Below are 24341 nucleotides of genomic sequence, written 5' to 3'. Positions count from 1 at the left end.
CAGCCAGTTCTTCAGTACTGACCGCAAGAGCCCATTGCTGTCGTCTCGGTAGCAGGGTCAATACCTCGCACTGAGACGCTTCACGGCCTGGGTGAAAGAGCACCACGCATCGCCGCTCGCGGCGATCACGTGCGACCCCGCGATCTTCGAGTCCCGAACGAGAATGCCGTCACCGGCGAGCGCACACTCGACGCACTCCCCTCCGGCGCCGTTGCTATGGGAAGACGTGAACCACATCAAATGGTTGTCAACACCGTCTTCGGTCGACATCACCATGTGCTCCTTCAAGGTCGGTCCGAGAGTCGCGGCTACCGCCGCGGAGCGCAGATGGGGAGCCGCACAGGGACATTCGAATGGGGGACTTCATTCGGATCACGGCGATCGTTCGAGCTGTTTGTGAGCCCGGCTGTACGTATGAGCTTCTTAACTCGCCAATGCGGAACGAGCCTCGGCTCTGACGCTCCTCACCAAGTGCCCCAGCTCGGGTTCCGAAGCCGAGTCGAGGTCGAGGAATGCCGTGATGCGGAGAAGGCGCATCAGGCTCTCCCGGAGTACGTCCCTGGACGAGACGAGTCTGTCGGACTGGTCATCGCGGTGCGCCCTGACGATCGATCGCACAAGCGCCGGTGAAGCGGCGAGAGCGGAACGTCTGGCCATGATTTGGTCGAGATCGGATTCACCCAGAACGTCCAACAGGTGATAGACATCGTCTTCCGTCGGGTCGTGGAGCACGTGCGCGCGGGTCCACAGACGGGCGAACGCGTGGCGGGTCAGGTCGGTGCCCTTGAAGCGGTCAGCCACATAACGGCCGTCCGAGTCGGCAGGCCAACGCCAGGCACACACGTCGGGAAGCAGGACGAGCGAGAGAAACGCCCAGACCTGCCGTTGTGAGGCTTCTCCCGGCACCATGAGGCACTGCTCGTGCAGAATCTGGGCCGTCTCCCGGTCGAAGATGCTCCGTTGCACGGTGGATCGGGAGGTCGGAAAACCTTGACCACGGGCGATTCGAAGCACGCTCTCTCGGAGTTGATCGAGCTCCTCCCGTGAGATGCGGCGGCCTCCGGTGGCGGCGTAGACGGCTCGCGGAGAGTGATTGGCCACCATGGTCGGGTGGTGCTCAGGGGAGATTTCGTGGAGCTTGCGGAAGCGCCGCTCCGTCTCGTTGGGGAGGAGACGTGGGTATAGCAGGCTCATGCTGTGGCCTCCCGGGGGAACTTGACACCGGCGTGGACGTGGGCGCGGAACCGAGACGGATCTCTGCGCCGTTCGTCGCGAAGTCGCTTGATCGCCTGTTCGGCAGCCTCACCCGGGCGTGCCAGGTACGTGCGCACGAGAGCGCGTACCAGACCGGCCATCGTCAAGTCGCCGTCAGGATCGTCCGATGGGGACTCGTCGACGAACGCTTCGTCGTCCAAGGCGCGTCCTACGAGGTCGGTGACGATATCGGCCTCGAGGATGCTCCATAGCATCCCGGACAACTCTCCCTGCGTGGACTCCATGGCCTCCTTGACCGCGGGATTGTCTTCATTGAGCAGGACGAGGAGGCTGCCCATAGCGGCCTGCTGCCAGTCGCCACCGTCCATGCTCACATACCAGGCGGAGCCCGCGGGGAGCCCGGCTTCGCTGAAAGACACCGGGGCCACCGGCAGCAGTCCGGCACCGCCTTCCAGATGGATTCGGATTTGGTCGCTCCAAAGGATCGAGCCGGCGCGCGTAGCGACGAAGGGCACGGCGGAGGGGAGATCGGCGGCCAGCTCTATCAGTGTCTCGACGGTCAAGAACCCGCCGAGTCGAGTGCTGTCCGCCGAGAACTGGATCTCGCAGGATGTGCGAGCCATGTGGGCGGGGAGGTCGTGGACGAATGCGGACCTGCGCAGAAGCGACGTGGACGGCCAGTACCGAACACACAGACGCAGAGGCGCATCCGGTGTCAGTCCGCAGTCCTCGCGGAGCTCGGCGAGGTCGATTTCGATCACGCGCCCTAGAGCGATGTCGGTGGTGTAGTCCCAGGCGGTGAACGCGGTCGGCGCAGGCTCGCCCGTGGCGTCGCCCGACCTCCACGCTTCGGCGTGAATCCGGCCTACAGGCCTGCGGTAGGGCCAGACTCGAACGCTCATGAGCGGCCCACCACGTTGATGTCGATGAGTACGTCAGCCACGGCGATGACGATCATCTCGACATCCACAGCATCACCGGAGTGGTAAAGGACTTCTCCGGTCACGATGCGTCCGTCCGCAGGAATGCGCCAGCCGTAGACCTCCGGCTGCGTCGCTCCGGTGGGCGTTTGTCCTTCCGCTCCTCCGTCACCGGTCATGACTCGTACGGAGCCCTCGACTCTGTCGGGTCCATGAAGCCGAACACGCTGCACGATGACCGGCAACCCGTCGATCACTTCGAAGTAGGGCTCGGACGTCAACGTCGGCCTGCGGGCGCCACGTCTCCTTCCGGCCGGTTCCCATGCGCCGCCTCCTTCCCCCGCGTCGCCTCGTGGGGCAGGAAACGGTGCGAGGCCCGGAGGAGCTCCGGAAACATCATCCTGTCTCGCAGGCGCCATGACGACCCGTGAGGTTCCGGGTAGGAGGCTGGAGGGGAGCACAGCCGTGCCGAACCCGCCGGGGCCTGCCAAGAGATGCCCGAGCCGTTGTGCCACCGAGCCCAGGGCATAAGCGCCGACCTTGACGGCTCTCCGCGCCTGGGCACCGCTGAGTCTGTCGCACTGCTCCTTCAAGCGCCGTCCGGCAGTGCGTACGAAGGTCGCTTCTCGGCCCTGCAACTGCTGGTATTCCCACCCGTCGTGGGTCGGCGGTTCGGCTCGTGCGAACGTCTGGTCCAAGTCGTCGTTGACTCTGAATACGGCGGCATAGCCGGCGTCGGGATTCGATCTCTCCGGTCCGGAGTGGTAACGGACGACGAGCTCGGGACCACGCAGCAGACAGACGTGGTGAGGGGCTCCCTCGAGTCCGAGTTCACGCGCGGCGAGTGAGGTCACGGACGCGCCGTACGTGTACTGGTGTGCGAAAAGGCCGAGTTCCATGCGTGGTTTGCCGCAGGCGAGCATGAGGCCGGAGCCTTCCGAGACCGTTCGGTAGGCGGAAGCGAAGAAGGCGAGGGCTGCATCGGATTCGGCGTCCGGCACCTTGATGTCGACACCGTTCGCCGTCACTCGGACAGCCATGTGTACGGCCCGGTCCGTAAGCATGATCGGCCACAAGTTCCAGGCCGCCGCGTCGGCGAGAAATGCGCCCGCATCGGCCACGGAAAGTTCCGGCGGCGCGTCCGAGTCCGGGAGCGAGGGATCCGTCAGGTCGGGATCGACCACGATGAGGGTCGTGCCCGTCTCCTCCGCTTGAAATCCGGGAATGCCCAGCTCTCGGGCGATCGTGTCCGCGTGAGCGTCCAGCAGGGGCTCACAGTGTTCCTCTTCCGGCAGTCCCCACCAGTGCCGTCCGGTGTACCGCGAGTCGTCTTCCCAGAAGGCCTCCCGGATTGCTACGCCGATGAAGCGTGAGCGCAGGTCCCCACCTTCATCCTCAAAGCGCGTGTAGACGAGCACGCAGCCGACTTTGGACAGCTGGAACAGGGCGCTCTTGCCGTAGCCGTAAGTGCCGCCGCTCGAGGAGGCCGAGGCGCCGTCGCGGTCACCGCTGTTCAACACGAACCGCGCCCATTCCCTCCTCTCCGTCCTTCCGGCGTCGGATCGGGTCGGCCCGGCGAGCCCGGACGTGCCACGGTCGGAGACGGCGAGATAGCGAATGGCCGTAGCTTTGGTGAGGCGATGGAAAATCCCGTCCGTGAAGCCGGTGCTCGACGAGCCGAGCGAGAACATGCGGCGCCAGGCTGCAACGTGCCCGGGGCCGACGGTGCTCAAATCGAGACGGAAGGGCACGACGGGGTGTCCGGGCAAGCGGGCGTCCCAGGAATTCTGGGCCGCTTCACGGACGAGCAGCGTCAAACGCGACAGGCTAGGGCGGCCGAGCTGGCTGAGGAGGCCGCTGGCGGTGATCCCTCCGTCGGCGCGAAAGGGTTGTGCGTACCAGCCAGGCTCGTTCATAGATCGGCTCCCAAGCGTTCCAGGACGACCTCCCGCTCGGTGAGGTGTGAGACCGCGTCGAGATCGACTTGGTACTCCACGCTATGCACCCCGGCGGGGACGGCTCCGCGTACAAAACTTTGGGGGACAATGCGGGGAAAGTCACCCGCGACCTCGTACCAGCGGTGTTCTGTCGGAAGAAAGCGGGTTCGGCTCATCGGACCTTCGTCGCCCTCGGGTAGGCCGAGAGCCGCCAACCTAGTGTCCAAGGCCCCCAGATCATGGGTCTTTTCTCGACATGCGTCGAGTATCTCGGGTATCGATCGGGCCCCCGGCGCCGTCGACTCAGTGATGCGCAGCCAGACGAGGGCGAGTGTCCCGTTCTCGGGTGCTTCCAGTTGGTCCGCCCCATGGATGTGGACGATACGGTCCTCGGCAGCCACGGTGCCCTTGACCTCTATGGCGTGGTGTGCGCCGCGGAAGTCCTGAGGGCAGCCGAGTGGGCCGAGCCAGGCGCGGACCGAGCGCGGCTGCACCTCCAACAGGTCTTCCAACACGACTAGTTCGGCGAACAAGCCCGCAAGTCGCGGGAGGGTCCACTTGCTGGACGTACCGCCGAGCAAGAGCCTCCAGGCGTGCAGTGTACGGACAATGAGTGACGGCGCCCGATCGGGATTCGCGGCTATCAGGCCGGTCAGATCTGCGACCAGTCCCGTGAACGTTCCCGCGAGATCGTGCCGTCGACAAGCGATGTCGGCGTATCTGACGGGCAGTTCATCGTCGCTCGACAGCGTCCGAGTGGTCAGCTGTACACCCGCGCTGCGCAGATCGTCCTCGACTTGGTCGCCCGGATCAATGGGCACCAGCAGGTGGCGCAACCCATCGGCATCCCGACCCAGTCGGAGTAGACCATGGGGAGTCTCGGCCTCCAGCGCCACCGTGATCATCGCGCTCTCGGTCTCCATGAAAGCTTGCCGGTCGAGCCGGTCCCAAAGCACTTCCAGGAGTTCGCGCAGACGCAGAGAAGCCACAGACCAGCGGTGGTCGTTCATGTGGCAGCCTCCGGACCGGCGTCGAGGTCCTGCTCGAGCACTGAGAAATCTTCGTCTTCGTCTTCGCCGGCGGAGGGGAATACTCGAGAGAGATCGGCCTGGAGGTAGTCGTACTCGATGCCGAGGTCCTGCCCGCTGGTCGGCTTGGGGAAGACGAGCGCGGCGCCCCACACGATTTCGCCGGGTGCGTCTAGAGGGACACGCCCCTCCACAGGCCGCTCCTCACCGTTCTTGCGGATGATCGGCACCGGGGCTTTGGCGTCGATCGGATAGAGGAGGACAAGGCCACGCTCGGGCTGTTGGGCCATCCTCAACTTTTGTAGGACGATGCGGTTCACCTTCTCCTCGCCCTTCGGGACGGTGAGGTCGAGGGCCTCGTCGCGGGAACCCGTGAGGGTCTTGATGTCAGCGACCGATTCATCGCCGGTCGACGAGAGGCGGGTGCGCACCACAAGATCGACCGCTGCGCCGTTGGGTAGATCGACGCGGCCGCCGGCGGTGGCCGGCTTCTTCCCGATGACTCCGATATTCCAGAAGGCCAAAGCGCCGGAATTCTTGTTCCTCTTGATGACGTAGTCTCGCATCAGGCTACGAGCGGCGTCGAGCGCCTTAGGGTGAAACTCGTACTCGTCGATGAAGGCGAGCACGTGTTCCATCGGTACACCCCGCCAGAGGGCGCGGCCGACGGTGACACCGTCGTCGACGCTTCCGTCGCGATGTGCACCGGCCAACAGTTTGTGCACTGCTACGGCGTTTTCGGAATGCCACCGCTCGTCAGCGTCGTTCTTCTCACGCGGGAAGTAGCGCGTCTCGACGAGTTGGCCCCCGTATGAGGCCGCAGCTCTTACCGCACTCTTGGATTTCGCCGGGGCTGTCACCTTCATCTTGGGGTGGCACCTGATCCGAGGGGCCAAGTCGAGCGGCGTGAGGTGCTCGGTGAGGTAGCGGTCGATTTCGATGCGCATCTCCGCCTCGACCGTTGCCAGATGGGCGAACCAGCGTCGGGTTTCGTCCGGCATGAAGATGCGGGGGAGGTCTTCGTAGCCAGGCCGGTACCCGAACCAGCGCCCCATCTGCAGAAGTGTGTCGTAGACGTTGGATGAGCGTACGAAGAAGCTGACCACGAGCCCCTCCAGGGTGAGACCCCGGGACAAGGTGTTCCCGCCCACCGCGATGACGTTGACCGGCCCGGAGTCATAGTCAAGTCGGTCGGTGCTGCGGTAGTGGTCCATGACGATTCTCGTCGTCGAAACGACCGAGGCCAGCACCGCAGACACGGCCTCGAAGTCCAAGCGCCGGTTCGCGTCCGCCGGTTCTACTCGGCGGGACTCCTCGTTCCACAGCGCCCGTAGCTCGTCGACGACACCGGTCCGCTCGCGAAGCCCCTGATCGACCTCATCGCGAAGCCTCTGGAGCACAGGGTGGTACGAGTCGTGGACGCGCGTATCCGAGTGTGCGTGGACGAGCATCGAGGAATGCTGGTCGTTCTGTCCTCGTGCATGCCGGGCGGCGGTGGCCAGCCAGAACCAGAAGACGGCGCGGCGAAGCGATGGAGTCGCTTCGGGGGCGAAGTCGGGAGCGTCGGCCTTCTTGGCCGGTCGCAGTGCGGGCAGTTCGTTGACGGGGATACTGCGGATCATGTCGAGTCCGCCGGGAACCTCGGACGGGTCTTCATGGTCAAGCGGATTCCGGCCGAAAAGGGTTTCGGGCCCTTGGTATCGCTCTCCACGAGGAAGGCTGAGGATGAAGTCTCGAGGGTAGAAGTCCTCCTCATCGACAGGGTCGACGAGGAGGTTGGCGAAGGGCGTGGCCGTGTAACCCACGTAGCAGACCTTGGGGATGCGGCCGATCACATCGCGTATGAGCGGATTGATCCGGCGCGTGGCGAGAGTCGCTTGGTCGGCCTCGTCGTCGATGATCAACGTAGGACAGTTGCCCAGCTGCTCTCGTGCCTGCTCGAGCCAGTCTCGCAACTTCTTGAGTACAGGGCCGTTCTTCTTGACCACCAAGAGCAGGTGCTGGTCTTTGGAGGCGAGGAAGGATTGCGCATTGGGTGGAGGCTGGAAGTCGTGCTCAGGCTTGGTTATCTGATGCCACAGCGGTGGATTGAGATCCACGAGATCTCGGATGAGACGAGTCTGCGTCTGCCGCCGCAGTGAATTGTGCACGCCCGACAGGACGATGAACATGCGGTACCCGCGGTCTGCGGCCTTGCTCACGACGGCCGTGAAGTTGCTCGTCTTGCCGGACTGCACGTGCCCGATGACCAGCCCGCGGGAACGGAAGTTCACGGTCTTAGGGTGATCGAGCATCGCGACGACCCGGTCGGAGGCCTCGTCGATCTTCCTGACTTCATCGAAGTCCAGATAGCGCCGCAGACGCTTCTCGAAGGCCGGCCAGTTTTTGTCCCCTGCTCGCGGTCCCCCATACCAAGGAACGGCGTTCTCCCGCCCCAGCGCCAACGGCTCACGAAGGCTGACGATCTTCGTCATGGCCGCTTCGTGTCGCCGCAGCATCTCCTCGATCACCTCGTCGGGAACGAAGAGATCGTGCAGCTGCTGCGTGGCCTCGTGCGGGAGCATCCCGTCGAGCATGCTCTGAAAACGCGCCCAGGCCGCGTCCATACGCGGGTCTCCCACAATGCCTCACAAATGATCACGGCCGGCCGACGTCCCCCGCCTGACCGACACCACGTCCTTCCAGCTGCTTACGCTACCGATCAGCACTGACAAAGCATGCCGGGTTGCCAATATCGGCTCACCGTAGGAACTATCTGCCGGGGGTTTTGCCGTTGGCGGTCCAAACACGTCAGCCGTGGCTAGGGCTGCCAGGGAAACCGGGCGGTCGGCTCGCACGCCTGAGGTGGTGTGCAGCCGTCTGAATGAGGTAACGGTCGAGAGGGCGGCAAGAGGGGCGGGTGTACCCGCCTACAACGGCGTCTGTTTCATACCGGCTGCTTGACGGGCGACGCCACCTGCACGGGGAACAGCTCCGGCACTTCCACCCCGTTGCTCCGGTGCCCGGCCGGCAATGGCGCCGATTGCGGTGCCGCCGCATGGCAGGCGATGGCCTTCTTGACGGCGGCGTCGCGAGCTTCGTTCCCCAGGCCCAGCGCGGCGGCGAGGATGTGGACGCCGAGGAGAGGGGGGATGGCGTTGCCGATTTGCTGGGGAATGTCTTTACCTCGCCACGGAAAGTCCCGGGGAAAGCTCTGCAGCTGGCCGGCCTCGGCGTCGTCGAAACGAGGGTCGGTGTCGGGCTGGCCCGGAGGGCCCACCTTGTTTCTCCGAATCTTTCCGGTGACGGTGAAGGCCGGCTCATCATGTTGCCGCCGGCCACGCGCCTTGGGGTCTCCGCCGGTGCCATAGTTGGAGGTGACCTCGAACGGCGTGAGACGCTCGAGCACGTCCGCCATCGTTACGTAGGACCGCCTGCCCTCTTCCTCATGCGTGTACTTCTTGCGAAACGGGCGATGGGTTTTCTCCGGCAGCAACGCCGGTCCCCGACGTCGTGCGATCAGCACTGCACGCTTGCGGGTTTGTGGCACCCCGTACTCCTCCGCGCGCAGTACAGCGGTTTCGACCGAATAGCCCTCTTTCGTGAGGATCGCGTCGTAGGCCTCCCATACCGGCATCACCGTGGGGACCTGCTCCAGCACGATTGCTTCGTACGGTCGCCCCTCAGCAAGGGCGGTCAGCGCCCACCGCAGCGGTTCGAGTACCAAACCCGTCCGGCCCTTATCGCCCGGGGCTTTGGCGAGCTCGGTGAGCTCGGCCTCGACCTTGGCCTTCTTCCGCTTGTCGTTCTTGCTCTCGGCCATGAGGCCGGCCAAGTCGAGTACCTGGGTGAGCGCCCGGCGTCCGGCGCCACCATCGCGTCCGCCCGCAACCGTGTATGTCTGGCAGGGAGGACCCCCGGCCAAAACTTTCGCCTCCGGGAAGTCGGCCGGGTGGAAGGCCTTCACGTCGCCCGACATGGTCGCCAGGCCCGCCGCCTCGCGCGTCGCGCACGCGTCGGAGTCCAGCTCGATGCCGACGGCGGGAATCCCCAGCCAGCGGGCAGCCACGTCCAGCCCACCGGGACCGGCGAAAAGATCCACAATAAGGGGGTCGGGCACGTAGTCTCCAGGCTGTATGCGGTCCGCGGAGGCGATCACGAGGATGTCCCGAACGTGGCCGCCTCGATCTCCCCTCAGTGGGTCGTCATCATCGATCTGACAGGATAACGCCTGTTCACGGTGGCCGGCCACCGTGGGACGCTTTCGCTGTGCCGGGTCGACACAGGTATGCGGCGGTCGTCTTCCATCCGCCTCTGAGCTCGGCGAACAAGCCAAGTCGGCGGTCCCTGAGGTCAACTCGGACAAACGCCAACGTGATCGAGTTCCTGCCCTGGCTGGTAGGCGACACGGATGGCCTGTCCGAACGTTTGTCGCCGCACAAGGGTTTCAGACCGAGAGGTGGCTCGGTACGGCCGTGCGTTTCCGTCTTGCAGGCGTCGTCTCAAGGCGAGTCGGGGTTTCAGGAGCCGTTCAGGGGCCGCCTTCGACGAGAGCTCGCGCGCTCGGCCCGTGCCTCTTCGATCTCCTTGGACAGCCGGTCGTAGACCTCGCGTACTCGCAGGGCGGCGGTCGCCGGGTCTTCGTGCTCCCACACGCGCAACACCTCCCACCCCGCCTCGCGCAGCCACTGATCCGTCTGCCGATCGCGCTGGCGATTCGTCTCGAATTTCGCGGTCCAATAAGGCGTGTTGGTCGCCGACAAGGTGTGGTGCTCGGGGCACCCGTGCCAGTAGCACCCATCCAGGAAGACGGCCAGGTGGACTCGGGTGAAAACGAGATCAGCGGTGCGCCTGACCTTCGGTAGCGGTCGTGTAGACACACTGAATCGGAGTCCCAGGGCGTGTACGGCACTCCGTAGAGCCTTTTCAGGCTTCGTGTCCCTCGGCCTATTGGACTGCATGCTTGCACGCGTGGCCGGCGATGACGCCCAGGAGGGCTGAGCATCCTTCCGGCGCGCGCTGCTCTCACTCATGGTTTCTCAGGGGAAGACGGGACGATGGGCTTGGTCGCGATCGGTCATGCAGCCCGTGGCAATGCCGAGAGTACTCGTTCGAGCGATCGCAGGTTGGGCCCCGTTGCATGCCATGGCAAATGGTTATGGCGGTGGTGGCGGAGCCGGTGTCCTAAGAGGCATGGAGTGGCAGGTGTGGGTAAGGGCAACGCTTCCTGAAGCGGTACTGGAGCAACATGGCACCGCGTCGATCTGGCGCATGGAGGGTGGCGGTTGGACGGGTTCCGTGTCGTGGGGCATGGCCATGTGGATTCAACGAGGCGTACGTACGCTGATGACAGCTTGGTGCCGTGAAGGCCGCCCGCTTCCTGGCCAGTCTCGTGCCTCCGCACCCCGCCTCAAGGGCGCTCCCACTCCGCTGCGCTGCGTTCCGCGTCGGCTGCGCCGATGGCCCTGCGGGCCACCCGTGACCCGGGCCGCTCCAGCACGGGAGAGAAGCGAGCGGGCGGCCCGGGGAAGCGGGGGTCTGGGTGGGCGGCGCAGCAGTGGGGTGTGTGGGTGCCCGGCGTGATGGGCGCGTCAGCGGGTCCGGGCACGCCGGGTTGGCTCAGCGGCGACCCGTCGGGGGAGTCGGATATCAGGCAGCGACGCCGTGGCACTGCCCATACGCCGTGCCCGACCCGCACCAGCAAGGTGCCCCCTGCTGCGGCGGCCAAGCCACCGCTCGCCCCCGCGCCGCCAGTGTCGTCGCGTACTGGGGGAGGAGGGTCGTGTCGCCGGGGGAGGAGAGTTCCGAGGCGGCGAAGGCCTCGTAGGAGGGGACCGTGCCCGTGACGATGCCCAGGTTCGGGGTGCCGGAGGCGGACAGTTCGCGTAGGGCCGTCTCTATGGTCGCGAGGTGTTCCTCGTGGGTCGGGTACTCCGACGTGAGGGTCGGGTACGCCTCCAGGAGCTCCGAGAGTTCCGTCGCCGGCCAGTGCAGGACCGCCACTGGGAAGGGGCGGGACAGGGCCTCCCGGTAGGCGCCCAGTTCTGCTCGGAGACGGAGGATCTCCGCCTCCAGTTCCGCGGGGTTCTCCGAGCCCAGGGACCAGACGCGCTTGGGGTCGTGGAGTTCGTCCAGGGTGATCGGGAGGGAGTGGACGGTGTCCGCCAGGGCATCCCACTCGTCGTGGGACCTGCCCAGCATGCGCCGTACGCGGTGGCGGCCGAAGAGGAGGGGGTGGGTGGCGTAGGGGGGCTCGGCGACGTCCGTCAGGAGGCGGCGTACGGCCTCGGTGAAGGTGTCGTGGGCCGCTTCCAGTTCGTCGTGGGATTCCAGGGACTCCGCGACGATCACCCAGGGGGCCGGGTCCTTGGGGGACGCCACCCGGACGCCCTCGATGATCGCGCGGGCCTCGGCCTCGTGGCCGTACTCCCAGAGGTTGGAGGCCTTGAGCGCCCGTACCAGGTGGGGGTTCTCCAGGCCGTCGGGGGAGGACAGCAGGCGGTCGTAGAGCGTGGTCGCGGTGGGGCGGTCGCCGGAGAGTTCCAGGTGGGCCGCCGCCCGCAGCAGCAGGGCCTCGGCGTCCTCGGGATACAGGCCGGCGGTCCGCTCCAGGCGTGCCGCCTCGGCGGTGTGGTCGACGTTTTCGGCAGGCGTGTCGGGGCGCATGGGGGACACCGTACTGCCGGGAGGTGACGAGCGTGAGAGATGCGCAGGCCAGACCACCCGGCCTCCCGAATTCCCATGCCCGCCACCCAGGCTTCACGGTTCGCCCCGAACCGCCGCCGCCGACCTACAGCGTCACGCCGTCTATGTGGAGGGTTTGGACCGACTTCGCGGCGAATGGGAGGCTTACCGATTTGCCGTTCAGGCGGATGTCCGAGCGGGGTGTGTAGAGGTCACCGCCGCCCGTCGTGACCGTGTTCCAGCGGGGTACCAGGCCTCCGGAGCCGCCCGTGACCGTCGAGAAGCGGGAGAGGTCGAAGGTGAGGGTCTGGGCGGACGTGGACGTGTTGACCGCCACGATCACCAGGCGGCGGGCCGCCGCGTCGTACGCCGCCACCGCGTAGCTCACGCCCGTGTCCATGATCGTCATGCCGGGGCGGATGTGGCGGCTGAACTGGGCCAGTACGTAGTGCTTGGTCTGGACGGTCGTCGGCTGGAGGGTGTTCTTGTCGTAAGCGATCATCGCCCAGCCCGCCGTCGGGTCCATGACCTGCCAGTAGCACCAGGCCGTGGGGTGCAGCCAGCGGAAGTCGTAGCAGAGGTTCGAGGCCATGGTCAGGCCGGTGCCGTCGCTGTCGCCCGTCTCGGAGTTCCACAGCTTCTTGCGGGAGGTGGTCACCACGTCCGTGTAGAGGAGGTCGCGGCGGCCGCCCGAGCCCTGGTAGCCGTGCACGTTGACCTGGGAGACCAGGCCCTTGGTCGTCGAGTTGAAGGACGACCAGGTGGAGCGGGCCGTGTCGTAGTTCGTCTCGTCCGAGGCGGCGATGCGCAGGCCCGTGAGGCCGCGCTTGTCCAACTCGCTGCGCATGTAGGGGAGGACGGCGGCCTGGACCGCCGGGTCCATGTGGCAGCCCTCCTGGGTGCCGGTCGCGGTCCACCAGGTGGAGGCCGGCTCGTTGAAGGGGTCGACCGTCGCGAAGTTCACGCCCCAGTTGTTCTTCGCGTACAGGGCCGTTGCCGCCAAATGGCTCGCGTGCTGGCGGTAGTTCCAGGTCTGGAGGTTGTTGCCGCCGCCCGCGGCGCCCGAGGGGTTGTGGTTGCTGCACATCCACCACATGGGGGAGTTGGCGAAGAGCTCGGTGATCGCGCCGCGCTGGGTCGCCTTCACCAGCATCGCGCGCTGGTTGGCGTCCGCCGTCCACTTCCACGCCGAGGAGGTGGGGTCCTCGTTGTTCCAGTCCTGCCAGAAGCCCTCGATCTGCTTGAAGGCGGGGATGTTGGGCGACTTCACCATCGTCTCGCCGCCGACGCTGTTCCAGCTGCACGCGCCGAGGTTGTAGCGGGCGATGTTGAGGCCCAGGCCGGGGAGGGAACGGCCGTTGTACGTGACGGACTTGGTGGTGAAGAACAGGTCGGCGAAGTCGTCCCGGGCGCCGAAGACGTTGGCCCACCAGGCGAGGGAGGTGCCCCAGCCCTCCCAGGTGCCGTACGTCGTCGACGGGTTGACGGCGATCGTGGCGTCCGCGTGCGCGGTGCCCGTCGCCAGGGCGCTGCCGAGGAACGTACCGCCTGCTGCTGCCAGCAGACTCCTGCGTCGGATCACGGCTCCTCCGTAAGGGAGATGGGGGCAGACGCCGGCCCCCGGCCCGGCGTCACAGGGGTGTCCCCGTGGTTGGTGACGAGAAGCATCGGGTGTGGCGGGTGGGTTGTCGAGAGTTCTGACGAACCTTTCTCAAACCCGTGTACGAAGTGGTGGGCCCGGGCGGCAGGGGCATCCTGTATAACGAACAACAGGGCCTGCACACGTACGAGGGGAGGGGCAGCCGGTGAACCGGAGCTGGGTCACGCTGCGTCCCGCCCTCGCGTTGCTCTTCCTGCTCGTCGAGGTGGTGCTGCTCGACACCGGCAGCCTCTCCGCCACCGTCGCCCTCGCCGCGACCACCGCGGCCTCCGCCGCCCTCGCGCTCTGCGCCGTCGTCGCCTCCCGCTGCGCGCCCACCGTGCCGCGCACGCGGGTGCGGACGGCCATCCGCGACCGGGACCGGCGTACGGCCTTCCTGCCCCAGCGTGATCCCGACGCCCGGGGGCGCACCCGGCCCCGGGCACCCGGCCACGCCCTCCGGGCGACCGTCGCGTAGGGGCGTATCCACACCAGAGTGAGGGCGTATCCACACCTGGGTGACCCCGCGCGGGTCGTCATGCCGCCATGACCTGCTTCCGGCACGACGAGACCCCCGGAGGGCTCACCCATGTCCGTCTTCGCCAACCTGGTCGAGCACCTTGCCGACCTGCTCCAGCCGCTGTTCGGCGCCTCGGCCGCAGCGGGCGCGATCGTCCTGTTCACCGCGCTCGTACGACTCCTCGTCCACCCCCTGTCCCGGGCCGCCGCGCGCGGCCAGAAGGCCCGCACCGCGCTCCAGCCGAAGATCGCCGAGCTGCGGAAGAAGCACGGCAAGAACCCCGAGAAGCTCCAGAAGGCCGTGCTGGAGCTGCACGCCGAGGAGAAGGTGTCGCCGCTGGCCGGCTGCCTGCCCGGGATGCTCCAGCTCCCGGCGTTCTTCCTGCTCTACCACCTGTTCTCCAGCGACACGATCGGCGGCGAGCCCAACGGGCTGCTCGGCCACCAGCTGCTGGCAGCGCCGCTGGGGGAGCGGTGGACGGACGCCCTCCAGGGCGGTGTCCTCAGCGGGGCGGGGCTCGTCTACGCCGGTCTGTTCGTGGTCGTGGCCTGCGTCGCCGCGTTCAGCTACCGGCTCAGCAAGCGCATGATGGCCGCCAACCCCGCCGCCCGGCCCGGCGACGGGGAGCAGCTGCCCGGGCTGGGGGCGGTGACCAAGGTGATGCCGTTCATGTCGTTCTTCACGCTGGTCACCGTGGCCGTCGTGCCGCTGGCCGCCGCGCTGTACGTCGTCACCAGTACGACGTGGAGTGCCGTCGAGCGGGCCGTGCTGTACAGGTGACCGGGCGGGCGGGGTCCAGTACGTGAACGGGGTATTGCGGAGTGCACGCCCAGCTTGGAGGATCGACCAGTCCTCCGATGGCTGTCCCGCCGCATCCGGGTTGCGCGCATCGGCCGGGCGCCCGCGATCGAGGGAGACTGATCATGAAGCTGCTGCGAGTCGGTACGGCGGGGGCGGAGCGGCCCGCGCTGCTCGACGCCGAGGGGACCCTGCGGGACCTGTCGGGCGTCGTCGCGGACGTCGACGGCGCGCTGCTCGCCGACGATGAGGCACTCGGCCGGGTCCGGGCCGCCGCCGAGGCCGGTGAGCTGCCCGTCCTGGACGCCACCGGGCTGCGGATCGGGCCGCCGCTGGCGCGGATCGGCAAGATCGTCTGCATCGGGCTGAACTACCACGACCACGCGCGGGAGACCGGCGCCGAGCCGCCCGCCGAGCCGGTCGTCTTCATGAAGGCGCCGGACACCGTCGTCGGGCCCAACGACACGGTCCTCGTGCCGCGGCGGTCCCGCAAGACCGACTGGGAGGTCGAGCTGGCCGTCGTCATCGGGCGTACGGCCAGGTACCTCGGGTCCACGGAGGAGGCACTGGCGCATGTCGCCGGGTACGCCGTGGCGCACGACGTGTCCGAGCGGGAGTTCCAGATCGAGCGCGGCGGGACCTGGGACAAGGGGAAGAACTGCGAGACGTTCAATCCGCTGGGGCCCTGGCTCGTCACGGCGGACGAGGTACCGGACCCGCAGGACCTGTCCCTGAAGCTCTGGGTCAACGGGGAACTCAAGCAGGACGGGACGACGGCCGAGCAGATCTTCCCCGTGGGGGAGGTCGTGCGGTACCTCAGCCAGTTCATGACGCTGTACCCGGGCGATGTGATCAACACCGGGACGCCGGCGGGGGTGGCGCTGGGCGCGTCCGAGCCGAAGCCGTTCCTGCGGGCCGGAGATGTCGTGGAGCTGGAGATCGAGGGGCTCGGGCGGCAGCGGCAGGAGTTCAAGGACGCCTGAGAGGCGGACACCGCCCTTTCGCCGGCGACTTCGGACAGCTCGGCCCGCCTTCCGGACGGCGCACGGCGTGCGGACAGCAGGGTGAAATGCGCCCCCAGCGCAGTTGTGCGCGATAGGAGCGCGTGAAAAGCGCGCGCTCCTATTCGGACTCTCATACCGCTCGATGTGCGGAAATCAGCCAGTACGGTTGGCGGTCGGGTGGACGGACGCAGGGGCGACGCTCCGAAACAGACCGCTGTTGCGCCGTCTCGCACCCTGACGCTGAACGGGGGGCGCCATGCGGGTACTTGCGGAGCGGTACGAGCTGATCGAAGAAGCAGGACGTGGCGGAATGGGCCAGGTCTGGCGCGCCACGGACCGGGAGCTGGGGCGTGTGGTCGCCGTGAAGGTCCTGCCGCCGGAGCTGACCAGGCACGAGGAGTTCCGGGTCCGGTTTCGCAGGGAGGCCCGCACCATCGCCTCGCTCAGCCACCGCAACATCGCCGTGCTGCACGACGTGGGCGAGGACGTACGGGAAGGCGAGACGACCCCTTTCCTCGTCATGGAGTTCATCGACGGCCGCACCGTGGCCGACGCACTGGCCGAGGGACCGTTCACGGTCGAGCGCGCTCTCGACGCCGGCCGGGGAATCGCGGAGGCCCTGGCCCACAGCCACGGTCAGGGCCTGGTGCACCGGGACATCAAACCCTCCAACGTCATGCTCACCTCCGAAGGCGGGGTCAAAGTCCTGGACTTCGGGATATCCAAGGTGGTGGCAGAGACCACCACCCGCCTCACCGCGACGGGAATGACGGTCGGGACCCCGGCCTACCTGTCACCGGAGCAGCTGACCGGTGGAGCCGTCGACGGTCGCTCCGATCAGTACTCCGTGGGCTGCCTGCTGTACGAACTGCTCACGGGACGCCCGCCTTTCCTCGGCGACTCCCCGTTCGCGGTGATGCACCAGCACATCAGCACGGAGCCCGTAACCCCGTCCAAGCTGCGGCCGCAGATCCCGGCGGCGGTCGATGAGGTCGTGCTGCGGGCGCTGTCGAAGGACCGGGAGCAGCGCTTCGCCGGCATGAGAGAGATGCAGCAGACCCTGGCCCGCGCGGGAATCAGAGTCCCCGGCCTGCCGACGGTGCCTCCGGCCCCTCCGGTCCCGCCGCCGTCGGAAGCGGGGCCCGGGCGGACGATGCTGGCCGAACAGCCGACCCAGGCCGCCTCGGTGCCGAAGCAGGCTGCTGCCACACCCCCGCCGCCTCCCAACGGTCCCGGCGAGGCGGCGACCGACCGCAGTGATCAGGCAACCGTCGCCTCCACGGCGGCGACTGCCACCGGGCCCGAGCGGACCGACGCCGCCGCAGAGCCGTCACCGCGCAGATGGCGACGGCTCCCGTCCGGGAACCGTGCGACGGCCCTGCTGGGGCTCGTGGTCTCGGCCATGGTCGTCCTCGTCCACCAGGACCTCGATCCGTCGAGCGACTACTTCGTGCCGTTGGCGTCGATCGCGGTTCTCGGACTGGCCGCATTCCGCCGGCTTCCGCTGACGTCCGCTCTTCTGTGGTGGGGCGCCGGTGCCCTGGTCACCGCCGGCGTCACCGCGGGCGCGGCAGTCGAGGAGAGCGACTACGCCTTTGCCTCCGATGACGATTTCGACGACCCCCTCCACTTCTACAGCTCCTACTACAAGGACTACTACGAACTGCCCGAGGATCCTTCCGGCCACACGCTGTTCGAGGAGGGGTACGACGGAGGGTACGAGCCCGCGTCGGCCATGGTCTCCGTGGATTACACGGGGCACGAGCCGATGTCCTTCCTCGCCGCCCCGGTCCTCGTTCTCGCCGTCCTGTGCCTGGTCAGGGCTCTGTGCACCCGACGGCACTCTGCTCTTCTGGCGGCCGCCGGTATCACGCTGGCCGGACTGGGAGTCAGCTGGCTGGCGTTCGGAGCGGATGCTCAGCTGACTGCGTTCTCCGTCGCCTGGGGCCTGACGGCACTCGTGGCTGTCGTCCAGGAGTTGCGCGGCCGCCGGCGAGGGCCGGGCCCACGGCAGCCCAGGAGCCGGCGCCGCCTCCGGTTCGTCGTCGCCGAGTAGAGACGGCGCGCACATCGCCGGGCGGGCAGCCCCCGCCTTCTCCCGAGAGACAGGGCTTAGCTCATGACGTTCTTACGCGCGCGCAGCATGCGCGGCATCGCAGGAGCACTACTGGTGGTGGCGGTCGTCGCGGGGTGCGGGGACTCAGGGAACTCGAGGGGATCCGGGGGGACGACTCCACCTGGCCCCCCGACCCACACCCAACCGAGCCGCGACATCTCCGTGTCGCCCTCAGCCACACCGACCGACGACCTCACCGAGCCGTCCTCGCCCTCGCCCTCGACGCCGGAGCCTGCTCCGTCATCGGCGTTCGTCGCGCCGAAGGGCTCCGTTCCCGCTGAACTGGTCGGCGAATGGGACGGGGACGGCACCTCCGTGCGGTTCGACAAGATCCGCTTCTCCAGCGGTGGCGACGTGAGCCTCATCTACAACAACGGTCTCGTCCTCGAAGGATCAGCGGTGGCCGAAGGCACCTCCATGACCCTGTACGTGCCGATCGGCCCCATCGCGTACGACTACTGGGCGATCGAAGAATTCGACGCCGGCTACGGGTACACGTTCGAGAATCTCATGCTGGACGGGGTCAGCTACGTCCGGCAGATCGGTGGGAGCTGAGATGGCTGTCACCGGTGCGGTTCGGTCGTCGCTGCTCCTCGTCACCCTCCTCGTGGGCGTCACGGCCTGCGCCTCACGGGGCGAACCGCCCGGCCCGGGGCCCACGTCCCGTACGGCCTCGCCCAACCCGGCGCCGAGCACCACACATGCCGATCCGCCCGAACAGGCGCTCCCCCAGGCCCTCGTCGGGACGTGGCAGAGCGACTCGAAGGACAGTGACGCCGGCCTCACGTACCGCTTCCGGGCCGACGGCGGCTACACCTTCACGGGCGTCCTCGCCTACGACTCCCCGGACGGCATCGTCCAGGTCACTCACGCCTCGGAAGGCACGGCACGGGTCCGAGGGGCGCAGCTCGTCCTGACGCCCCGGAAAGCCGAGACATCCCGCCGGGACCCGGGCGATCCGGAGGGCGACTACTCGGCCAGGCCCGCTGCGCGCACCCCTCAGCGTCACACGTGGGAGGTGACGGGCGACGCCCTCGCTCTCACCGACCAGAAGGGGCTGACGGTCACGTACGAGCGGCGGTCGCCGTGAACCCGTCCACCTCGCGGTTCGCCCTCCGCATCCGGGTCCAGATCGTCCTGCTCGCCGTCATCACCGTGGCGACACCCCTGTCCGCATGGGCGTTCAGCGAGGCCTCCGGGACGTACCAGGACGCGGTGCGCCAGGAGATCACGCGTCAGGAGACCCTGTTGGACGATGTGCGCACGGTCTACACCGAAGACGCGCGCCTCGCGTTCGAGGTGGCCGCGGCCTCGGCGCGCGCCGACGCGCTGAGACCGATCCGCCATGAGGGCAGGACCGCCGCGTCGGAGTACGAGATCGCCGCCCAGACCGCGTTCGCCCTGCGCAGCACCGCCGATTCCGGGAGCTTCCTGCACGACGCCTACCGGCACCGGGAACTCGGCTACGACCTGCCCCGCCGACTCGCCGACCTGCAAAGGGACAAACCCGGGCGCTACGGCCTCGAGCCAGAGGCGACGATGCGGTCCGGGGACACATGGGTCATGTGGGGGCTCGGGTTCGCCGCGCTCGCCGGGGCGGCCGTCATCGCCGGGGTGGTCGCCGCGAACGTGGTGCGGCCGCGCGTTCTGCGCAGACCACCGGGGCCGGACCGCCGGCGCGTCATCAGGAATCTGCAGCTCATCCCCCAGCCGGCCCTCACGCGCACCGGGGAGAGCCGCCTCGCCGCGCTGCTCCAACTGTTCGTCGTCGTCCTGCTGATGGTGCTGCCCCTCGGGGCCGTCTACGCGGCCGGCGGCGAACAGCGGGCCCAGGCGGAGGCAGCCCGCAAGGCCAGCCAGCTGGGTACCGCCGCTCTGGCCTTCGGGCAGCGCATGGCATTCCTGGAAGAGAGCCGCCGAGCGGCAGAGCTCACCGAGCTCCGGGCGATGGCCCGCGAACGCGCCTCGCTGGAGACCGGGATCGCACCCGGTCAGGCACGACACGAGCGAGTGGTGGCCGCGGTCGAGACCCGGGCCGCGGAACGGGTGCGCGAGATCGCCGAGTACATGGGGCGTCCACCCACCCGCGCCGACCGCGTCGACGCCGCGACGGTGACGACTCTGGCCGAGGATCCCGAGCACCTGTCGGACCTGCGGGACGAGCAGAAACGCCAGGTGTCCTTCGCGGAGCTGGCCAGCAGCCGCGGCGTGTACCTCGGCGCGGCGGCCGCCATGGCCGCCATCGCGCAGATCCTGGTCGCGGCCGCTGTCGCCGACGGCCGCCGCAGGTGGCTGCTGTGGCCGGCCGGCGCCGCAGTGTGCTCGACCGTTCTGACCGGCATGGCCCTGATCTGAACCGTGCCCTGCCGGACCGCCCCTGGCGGAAGCAGCTCAGGCGAGCAGAGCCGCCACCTCGCGCCACGCCTTCCTCGGGAGGGCGTCGCGGGGCTCGCCGGTCAGGACCTGGAGGGCGACGTGGTCCGCGCCCGCCTCGAAGAAGGCGTCGATCCTGGTGCGGATCGCCTGGTCGTCGCCCCAGGCGAACAGGGCGTCGACCAGGCGGTCGCTGCCGCCGTCCTTCAGGTCGTCCTCGGTGAAGCCGTGCCGGAGGAAGTTGTTGGTGTAGTTCGGCAGGGGGAGGTAGATCTCCAGGAACTCGCGGGCCAGGGAGCGGGCGCGGACCGGGTCCGTCTCCGGGACGACGCCCAGCTCCGGCGCCAGCAGCGGGGCGTCGCCCAGGATCTCGCGGGCGTGCGCCGTGTGCTCCGGGGTGACCAGGTACGGGATCGAGCCCGCCGCCCGGTCGCGGGCCAGCCGCAGCGACTTCGGGCCCAGGGCGGCCAGGAGCCGGCGCTCCGCAGGAACTCCCGCGGTGTCCAGGCCGTCGAGGTGGCCGACCAGCGCCGAGTAGGGGCGGGCGTACTGCTCCACGCGCTTGGCGTGGCTGACCCCGAGGCCCAGCAGGAAACGCCCGGGGTGGGCCGACTCCAGTTCCGCGAAGGCCGCGGCGGCGGCGTCCGGTTCGTGCTGCCAGATGCTCTGGATGCTGGTGCCGACCGTGAGCGTGGAGGTCGCCCCGATCAGCGGGGCGGCGTTGGCGGCGGAGCTGTTGCCGCCCAGCCAGACGGCGCCGTAGCCGAGTTCCTCCAGTTCGGCGGCGGCCTCGGCGAGTTCGCCGCGCCGGTCCGGGTCCTCCGAGCGCAGGCCTACGCTCCAGATGCCGTACCGGCCGACGGTGTCCTTCAGGGGGGTGGTCATGGGGTGGGGTCCCTCCGGTGGGCGCCGTGCTCGATCACGCGTACGCAGGTGCCAACCGGAGGGGGTCCCCGCTCATTCCGGGCTCGTTCCGGGAACGAAGGTCAGCGGTCCAGGAACCGCTCCAGCGCCTCCACCACCAGCCGGTGGTCCTGGAGTTGCGGCAGCCCGGACACCGTCACCGCGCCGATCACGCCCACGCCGTCGACGGTGATCGGGAACGAGCCGCCGTGGGCCGCGTAGGTGTCGGGGTCGAGGCGCGAGGACTCCTCGAAGGTGCTGCCCTTGGCGCGGAAGCGGGCGCCCACCAGGTAGGAGGCGGAGCCGTAACGCTCGACCACGCGGCGCTTGCGGGCGATCCAGGCGTCGTTGTCCGGGGTCGAGCCCGGCAGGGCCGCGTGGAACAGCTGCTGGCCGGCGCGGTGGATGTCGATGGCGACCGGGGCATGCCGCTCCCGGGCCAGCTCGACGAGGAGCGAGCCGAGCGCCCAGGCGTCGTCGTACGTGAACTGGCGGAACACCAGGTGGCGTTCCTGCTTCTCCAGCTCCTCCAGGCTCGGGGTGAGCTCCGGGTGGAACTTCGGGGTGAGCCCCTGGCTGTGGGGGGGGGTTGCTCTTGTGGGTCACAGCGTCACCGTCACCTTCTCGCGGGCCGAACGACGGGCGGCCTCCAGTACGTCCAGGGCGGCGGCCGCCTCCCGTGCGGTCACCGGATTCGGGGCGCCCTCCAGCAGGGCCTTCGCCACGGCCGCATAGTAGGCCGGGTAGTCGCCCGCGAGGGTGGGTTCGGCGCGGCCGCCGCCGGTGACCGGGGACTCGCCGGAGCCGACGCGGCCCCACAGCGACTCGGGCTCCGCACCCCAGCCGGGGCCGGGGCGAAGGCCGTCCCGGAGTGCCGCCTCCTGGGGGTCGAGGCCGTACTTGACGTAACCGGCGGCAGAGCCCAGGACGCGGAAGCGGGGGCCGAGTTGGGCGGTCGTCGCGGAGACGTGGAGGTGGGAGCGGACGCCGCCGGTGTGCGTGATCGCGATGAACGTGTCGTCGTCCGTCTCGGCGCCCGGGCGGCGGATGTCCGTCTCCGCGTAGACGGAGGCCGCCGGGCCGAACAGGACCAGGGCCTGGTCGACGACATGGCTGCCGAGGTCGTAGAGCAGACCTCCGATCTCTGCGGGGTCGCCGGACTCCCGCCAGCCGCCCTTCGGCTTCGGACGCCAGCGCTCGAAGCGGGATTCGAACCGCCAGACGTCGCCCAGCTCGCCCTCGTTCAACAGCTTGCGCAGGGTGAGGAAGTCGTTGTCCCAGCGGCGGTTCTGGAAGACGGAGAGGAGCAGCTCGCGCTCCTCGGCCAGGGCGGCCAGCTCGCGGGCCTCGGCCGCGGTGCCCGCGACGGGCTTGTCGACGACGACCGGCAGGCCGGCCTTCAGCGCGGTCGTCGCGAGCGGCACGTGCGTCTTGTTCGGGGACGCCACGACGATCAGGTCCAGCTCGGCGGCCCGGGCGAACAGCTCGTCCGGTGTGGCGGCGAGGCGGACATCCGGGAACTCGGCGCGGGCCTGCTGCTGCCGCTCCGGGTTCGAGGTGACCACCGTGTCGAGGGCGAGGCCCTCCGTGGCGGCGATCAGCGGGGCGTGGAAGACGGAGCCGGCGAGGCCGTAGCCGATAAGGCCGACGCGGAGGGGCGAGCCGGGGGCTGTGCCGGGGGGTGTGCCAGTCATGCCACCCACTTTCGCAACGCTGTTGCCAAAGTGCAAGCGCCGGGGACAATGGTGGTGTGAACAGGGCGGACGACCGTACGGGCGGAGTGGGCGGCATGCGCGGGGCGGGAGGGCCGGGGACGACCGGTCCGGTCGGGCCGGGTGGCGGCGGGGTGAACCTGCTCGCCCTGCGCAGCCACAACGCCGCGCTGGTGCTCGACCTGTTGCGGGCGGCAGGGGACGAGGGCATCAGCCGGCTCGAACTCGCCGAGCGCACCGGGCTCACTCCCCAGGCGGTCAGCAAGATCACGGCCCGGCTGCGGGAGGACGGCCTCGCGGCGGAGGCGGGACGCCGGGCGTCGACCGGGGGCAAGCCGCGCACGGTCCTGAGGCTGGTGCCGGAGGCCGGGCACGCGGTCGGCGTCCACCTGGACCGGGACGAGGTACGAGCCGTGCTCGTGGACCTGCGGGGCACGGTGGTGGGGGAGCGGCGGGCCGCGCTGGACCTGGGGGCGGGGGCGGAGGCCGTGCTGGGGGCGGTACGGGAGACGGTGACGGAAGCGCTGGCGGCGGCCGGGACGGGTGTGGTTCCCCGGCTGGGAGCGGCCGGGGGCGGCGGGGCCTCCCGGCAGGGGGCGGTCGACGGAGGGCCCCAGCAGGAGGAGGCGGGTCCCGGCGGGGCATCCGGGTCGGGGGCGGCCGAGGTCGGTGAGACCTCCCCGCAGGGGGCGGCTGGGCTCGGAGAGGCTTCCCGGCAGGGGGCTGCCGGGGGCAGTGGGGATTCCCTGCTGGGCCCGGCCCGGCTCGGCCCCGCCCTGCTCGGCGTAGGGATCGCGTTGCCCGGGCCGCTTGATCATGCCCGGGGGGTCCTGCACCGGGTGACCGGATTCCCCGAGTGGGACGGCTTCCCGCTGCGGGAGGCGCTGGCGGAGCGGCTCGGCGCGCCGGTCGTGGTCGACAAGGACACCAACGCGGCGGCGCTGGGCCTCGCCGCCGGTGGCGAGTGCGGCTCCTTCGCGTACCTGCACCTCGGCACGGGACTGGGCGCAGGGCTGGTCATCGGCGGCAGCGTGCACCGGGGTGCCAGGACCGGGGCCGGGGAGTTCGGCCACCAGGTGATCCAGCTCGACGGCCCGCCCTGCACCTGCGGGAACCGGGGCTGCGTCGAGGCCCTGTGCCTCGGTGCGGTGGCGCGCGGTGATCTGCGGGAGGCGGCACGGGTCCTGGGGGCCGGGGCGGCGAACCTCATCGGGCTGCTCGACATCGACGTCGTCCTGCTCGGCGGCCGGACGGTGGCGGCGGCCCCGGAGACCTTCACGGACGGGGTCGGCGCGGTGCTGGAGGCCTGGGCCAGGCGCACGGGCCAGGACGTTGTACCGGTGCGCGTCGCGGCGGGGGGCGGCGGCGTCGTGGCGGCGGGGGCGGCCGAGCTGGTGCTGGGGCCGGTGTTCGGGCGTGGCGGCATCTGAAGCGCCGGGTCGGGGAGTGGCTCGGCCGGTTCAGCGGCTCGGGCAGGACGCTGCGCGAGAAGCGCCGGCTGAGCTGGTGCCGG

At 68.9% G+C, this 24341-nt stretch carries 21 protein-coding genes and 1 pseudogene; 8 read left to right on the top strand and 14 right to left on the bottom strand.

The annotated features are described in order from the left end of the window. Positions 1-57: 57 nt before the first annotated feature. The 11 genes and pseudogenes from A4E84_RS15135 to A4E84_RS15090 form a co-directional block, all read right to left on the bottom strand. A complete protein-coding gene (locus A4E84_RS15135) occupies positions 58-270 on the bottom strand; it encodes a DUF397 domain-containing protein (protein ID WP_062931457.1) in 213 nt (70 codons plus the stop codon). A gap of 153 nt (positions 271-423) precedes the next feature. Further along, positions 424-1194, bottom strand: a complete 771-nt coding sequence (locus A4E84_RS15130) for a DUF6339 family protein (RefSeq protein WP_062927087.1) — start codon at positions 1192-1194, stop codon at positions 424-426. Further along, positions 1191-2117, bottom strand: coding sequence for a hypothetical protein (locus tag A4E84_RS15125; protein ID WP_062927086.1), 927 nt, complete (start codon positions 2115-2117; stop codon positions 1191-1193). Before A4E84_RS15125 ends, A4E84_RS15130 begins: the two co-directional genes overlap by 4 nt. Then, positions 2114-4051, bottom strand: a complete 1938-nt coding sequence (locus tag A4E84_RS15120; RefSeq protein ID WP_062927085.1) for a hypothetical protein — start codon at positions 4049-4051, stop codon at positions 2114-2116. Before A4E84_RS15120 ends, A4E84_RS15125 begins: the two co-directional genes overlap by 4 nt. After that, positions 4048-5082 (bottom strand): PD-(D/E)XK motif protein, encoded by a 1035-nt coding sequence (locus tag A4E84_RS15115; protein WP_062927084.1) that lies wholly within the window; start codon positions 5080-5082, stop codon positions 4048-4050. The genes A4E84_RS15120 and A4E84_RS15115 overlap by 4 nt, the downstream gene beginning before the upstream one ends. Next, positions 5079-7706, bottom strand: a complete 2628-nt coding sequence (locus A4E84_RS15110; protein WP_062927083.1) for a Z1 domain-containing protein — start codon at positions 7704-7706, stop codon at positions 5079-5081. Before A4E84_RS15110 ends, A4E84_RS15115 begins: the two co-directional genes overlap by 4 nt. A 320-nt stretch (positions 7707-8026) precedes the next feature. Next, the gene (locus A4E84_RS15105; protein ID WP_079129365.1) at positions 8027-9199 is read right to left on the bottom strand and encodes a DNA cytosine methyltransferase; all 1173 of its coding nucleotides are present in this window, start codon (positions 9197-9199) and stop codon (positions 8027-8029) included. Positions 9200-9599: 400 nt separating this feature from the next. Continuing rightward, positions 9600-9734 (bottom strand): hypothetical protein, encoded by a 135-nt coding sequence (locus A4E84_RS45760; protein WP_418082280.1) that lies wholly within the window; start codon positions 9732-9734, stop codon positions 9600-9602. A 45-nt stretch (positions 9735-9779) separates the two neighbouring features. Further along, positions 9780-10040, bottom strand: a pseudogene (locus tag A4E84_RS45755) (very short patch repair endonuclease); the annotation flags it as partial. Between the two features lie 688 nt (positions 10041-10728). Next, positions 10729-11745 carry an SEC-C domain-containing protein gene (locus A4E84_RS15095; protein WP_062927081.1) on the bottom strand — a complete coding sequence of 339 codons (1017 nt, stop codon included), beginning with the start codon at positions 11743-11745 and terminating at the stop codon, positions 10729-10731. Between the two features lie 124 nt (positions 11746-11869). Next, on the bottom strand, positions 11870-13345 hold the full coding sequence (locus A4E84_RS15090) for a glycoside hydrolase (protein WP_062927080.1): 1476 nt from the start codon (positions 13343-13345) through the stop codon (positions 11870-11872). Positions 13346-13568: 223 nt separating this feature from the next. Here A4E84_RS15090 and A4E84_RS15085 point away from each other — a divergent pair, with 223 nt between their 5' ends. The 7 genes from A4E84_RS15085 to A4E84_RS15055 all read left to right on the top strand — a co-directional run bounded on the left by A4E84_RS15085 (position 13569) and on the right by A4E84_RS15055 (position 20195). Continuing rightward, positions 13569-13880, top strand: a complete 312-nt coding sequence (locus A4E84_RS15085; RefSeq protein WP_062927079.1) for a DUF6412 domain-containing protein — start codon at positions 13569-13571, stop codon at positions 13878-13880. Between the two features lie 111 nt (positions 13881-13991). Next, positions 13992-14702, top strand: a complete 711-nt coding sequence (locus tag A4E84_RS15080; RefSeq protein WP_062927078.1) for a YidC/Oxa1 family membrane protein insertase — start codon at positions 13992-13994, stop codon at positions 14700-14702. Between the two features lie 143 nt (positions 14703-14845). Beyond that, positions 14846-15703, top strand: coding sequence for a fumarylacetoacetate hydrolase family protein (locus A4E84_RS15075; protein WP_062927077.1), 858 nt, complete (start codon positions 14846-14848; stop codon positions 15701-15703). Between the two features lie 277 nt (positions 15704-15980). After that, positions 15981-17780 carry a serine/threonine-protein kinase gene (locus tag A4E84_RS15070; protein ID WP_079128972.1) on the top strand — a complete coding sequence of 600 codons (1800 nt, stop codon included), beginning with the start codon at positions 15981-15983 and terminating at the stop codon, positions 17778-17780. A gap of 222 nt (positions 17781-18002) precedes the next feature. Then, positions 18003-18395 (top strand): hypothetical protein, encoded by a 393-nt coding sequence (locus A4E84_RS15065; RefSeq protein WP_062927075.1) that lies wholly within the window; start codon positions 18003-18005, stop codon positions 18393-18395. Between the two features lies 1 nt (position 18396). Next, on the top strand, positions 18397-18930 hold the full coding sequence (locus A4E84_RS15060) for a hypothetical protein (protein WP_062927074.1): 534 nt from the start codon (positions 18397-18399) through the stop codon (positions 18928-18930). Then, a complete protein-coding gene (locus A4E84_RS15055; RefSeq protein ID WP_062927073.1) occupies positions 18927-20195 on the top strand; it encodes a hypothetical protein in 1269 nt (422 codons plus the stop codon). Before A4E84_RS15060 ends, A4E84_RS15055 begins: the two co-directional genes overlap by 4 nt. Before the next feature lie 36 nt (positions 20196-20231). Here A4E84_RS15055 and A4E84_RS15050 read toward each other — a convergent pair whose 3' ends face one another. The 3 genes from A4E84_RS15050 to A4E84_RS15040 all read right to left on the bottom strand — a co-directional run bounded on the left by A4E84_RS15050 (position 20232) and on the right by A4E84_RS15040 (position 22810). Continuing rightward, positions 20232-21098, bottom strand: coding sequence for an LLM class F420-dependent oxidoreductase (locus tag A4E84_RS15050; RefSeq protein WP_062927072.1), 867 nt, complete (start codon positions 21096-21098; stop codon positions 20232-20234). 101 nt (positions 21099-21199) lie between these two features. Continuing rightward, positions 21200-21649, bottom strand: a complete 450-nt coding sequence (locus A4E84_RS15045) for a heme-degrading domain-containing protein (protein ID WP_062927071.1) — start codon at positions 21647-21649, stop codon at positions 21200-21202. A gap of 69 nt (positions 21650-21718) precedes the next feature. Continuing rightward, positions 21719-22810, bottom strand: coding sequence for a Gfo/Idh/MocA family oxidoreductase (locus tag A4E84_RS15040; RefSeq protein ID WP_062927070.1), 1092 nt, complete (start codon positions 22808-22810; stop codon positions 21719-21721). 95 nt (positions 22811-22905) lie between these two features. On the opposite strand from A4E84_RS15040, the gene A4E84_RS15035 reads away from it, so the two are divergent. Continuing rightward, entirely contained in the window at positions 22906-24258 is a 1353-nt protein-coding gene (locus A4E84_RS15035) for an ROK family transcriptional regulator (RefSeq protein ID WP_062927069.1), read from the top strand. Positions 24259-24341 lie beyond the last annotated feature (83 nt).

Source organism: Streptomyces qaidamensis, from assembly GCF_001611795.1.
In the GTDB taxonomy this organism is placed as follows: domain Bacteria; phylum Actinomycetota; class Actinomycetes; order Streptomycetales; family Streptomycetaceae; genus Streptomyces; species Streptomyces qaidamensis.
This window is presented reverse-complemented; position numbering and strand designations above follow the sequence as displayed.

Excerpts from the sequence above, each read along its gene's own strand:
- A4E84_RS15125 (WP_062927086.1), bottom strand. The coding sequence starts at position 2,117 with ATGAGCGTTCGAGTCTGGCCCTACCGCAGGCCTGTAGGCCGGATTCAC.
- A4E84_RS15110 (WP_062927083.1), bottom strand. The coding sequence starts at position 7,706 with ATGGACGCGGCCTGGGCGCGTTTTCAGAGCATGCTCGACGGGATGCTC.
- A4E84_RS15070 (WP_079128972.1), top strand. The coding sequence starts at position 15,981 with ATGCGGGTACTTGCGGAGCGGTACGAGCTGATCGAAGAAGCAGGACGT.
- A4E84_RS15120 (WP_062927085.1), bottom strand. The coding sequence starts at position 4,051 with ATGAACGAGCCTGGCTGGTACGCACAACCCTTTCGCGCCGACGGAGGG.
- A4E84_RS15080 (WP_062927078.1), top strand. The coding sequence starts at position 13,992 with ATGTCCGTCTTCGCCAACCTGGTCGAGCACCTTGCCGACCTGCTCCAG.
- A4E84_RS15060 (WP_062927074.1), top strand. The coding sequence starts at position 18,397 with ATGGCTGTCACCGGTGCGGTTCGGTCGTCGCTGCTCCTCGTCACCCTC.
- A4E84_RS15095 (WP_062927081.1), bottom strand. The coding sequence starts at position 11,745 with ATGCGCCCCGACACGCCTGCCGAAAACGTCGACCACACCGCCGAGGCG.
- A4E84_RS15130 (WP_062927087.1), bottom strand. The coding sequence starts at position 1,194 with ATGAGCCTGCTATACCCACGTCTCCTCCCCAACGAGACGGAGCGGCGC.
- A4E84_RS15040 (WP_062927070.1), bottom strand. The coding sequence starts at position 22,810 with ATGACTGGCACACCCCCCGGCACAGCCCCCGGCTCGCCCCTCCGCGTC.
- A4E84_RS15075 (WP_062927077.1), top strand. The coding sequence starts at position 14,846 with ATGAAGCTGCTGCGAGTCGGTACGGCGGGGGCGGAGCGGCCCGCGCTG.
- A4E84_RS15115 (WP_062927084.1), bottom strand. The coding sequence starts at position 5,082 with ATGAACGACCACCGCTGGTCTGTGGCTTCTCTGCGTCTGCGCGAACTC.
- A4E84_RS15050 (WP_062927072.1), bottom strand. The coding sequence starts at position 21,098 with ATGACCACCCCCCTGAAGGACACCGTCGGCCGGTACGGCATCTGGAGC.
- A4E84_RS15035 (WP_062927069.1), top strand. The coding sequence starts at position 22,906 with ATGCGCGGGGCGGGAGGGCCGGGGACGACCGGTCCGGTCGGGCCGGGT.
- A4E84_RS15135 (WP_062931457.1), bottom strand. The coding sequence starts at position 270 with ATGTCGACCGAAGACGGTGTTGACAACCATTTGATGTGGTTCACGTCT.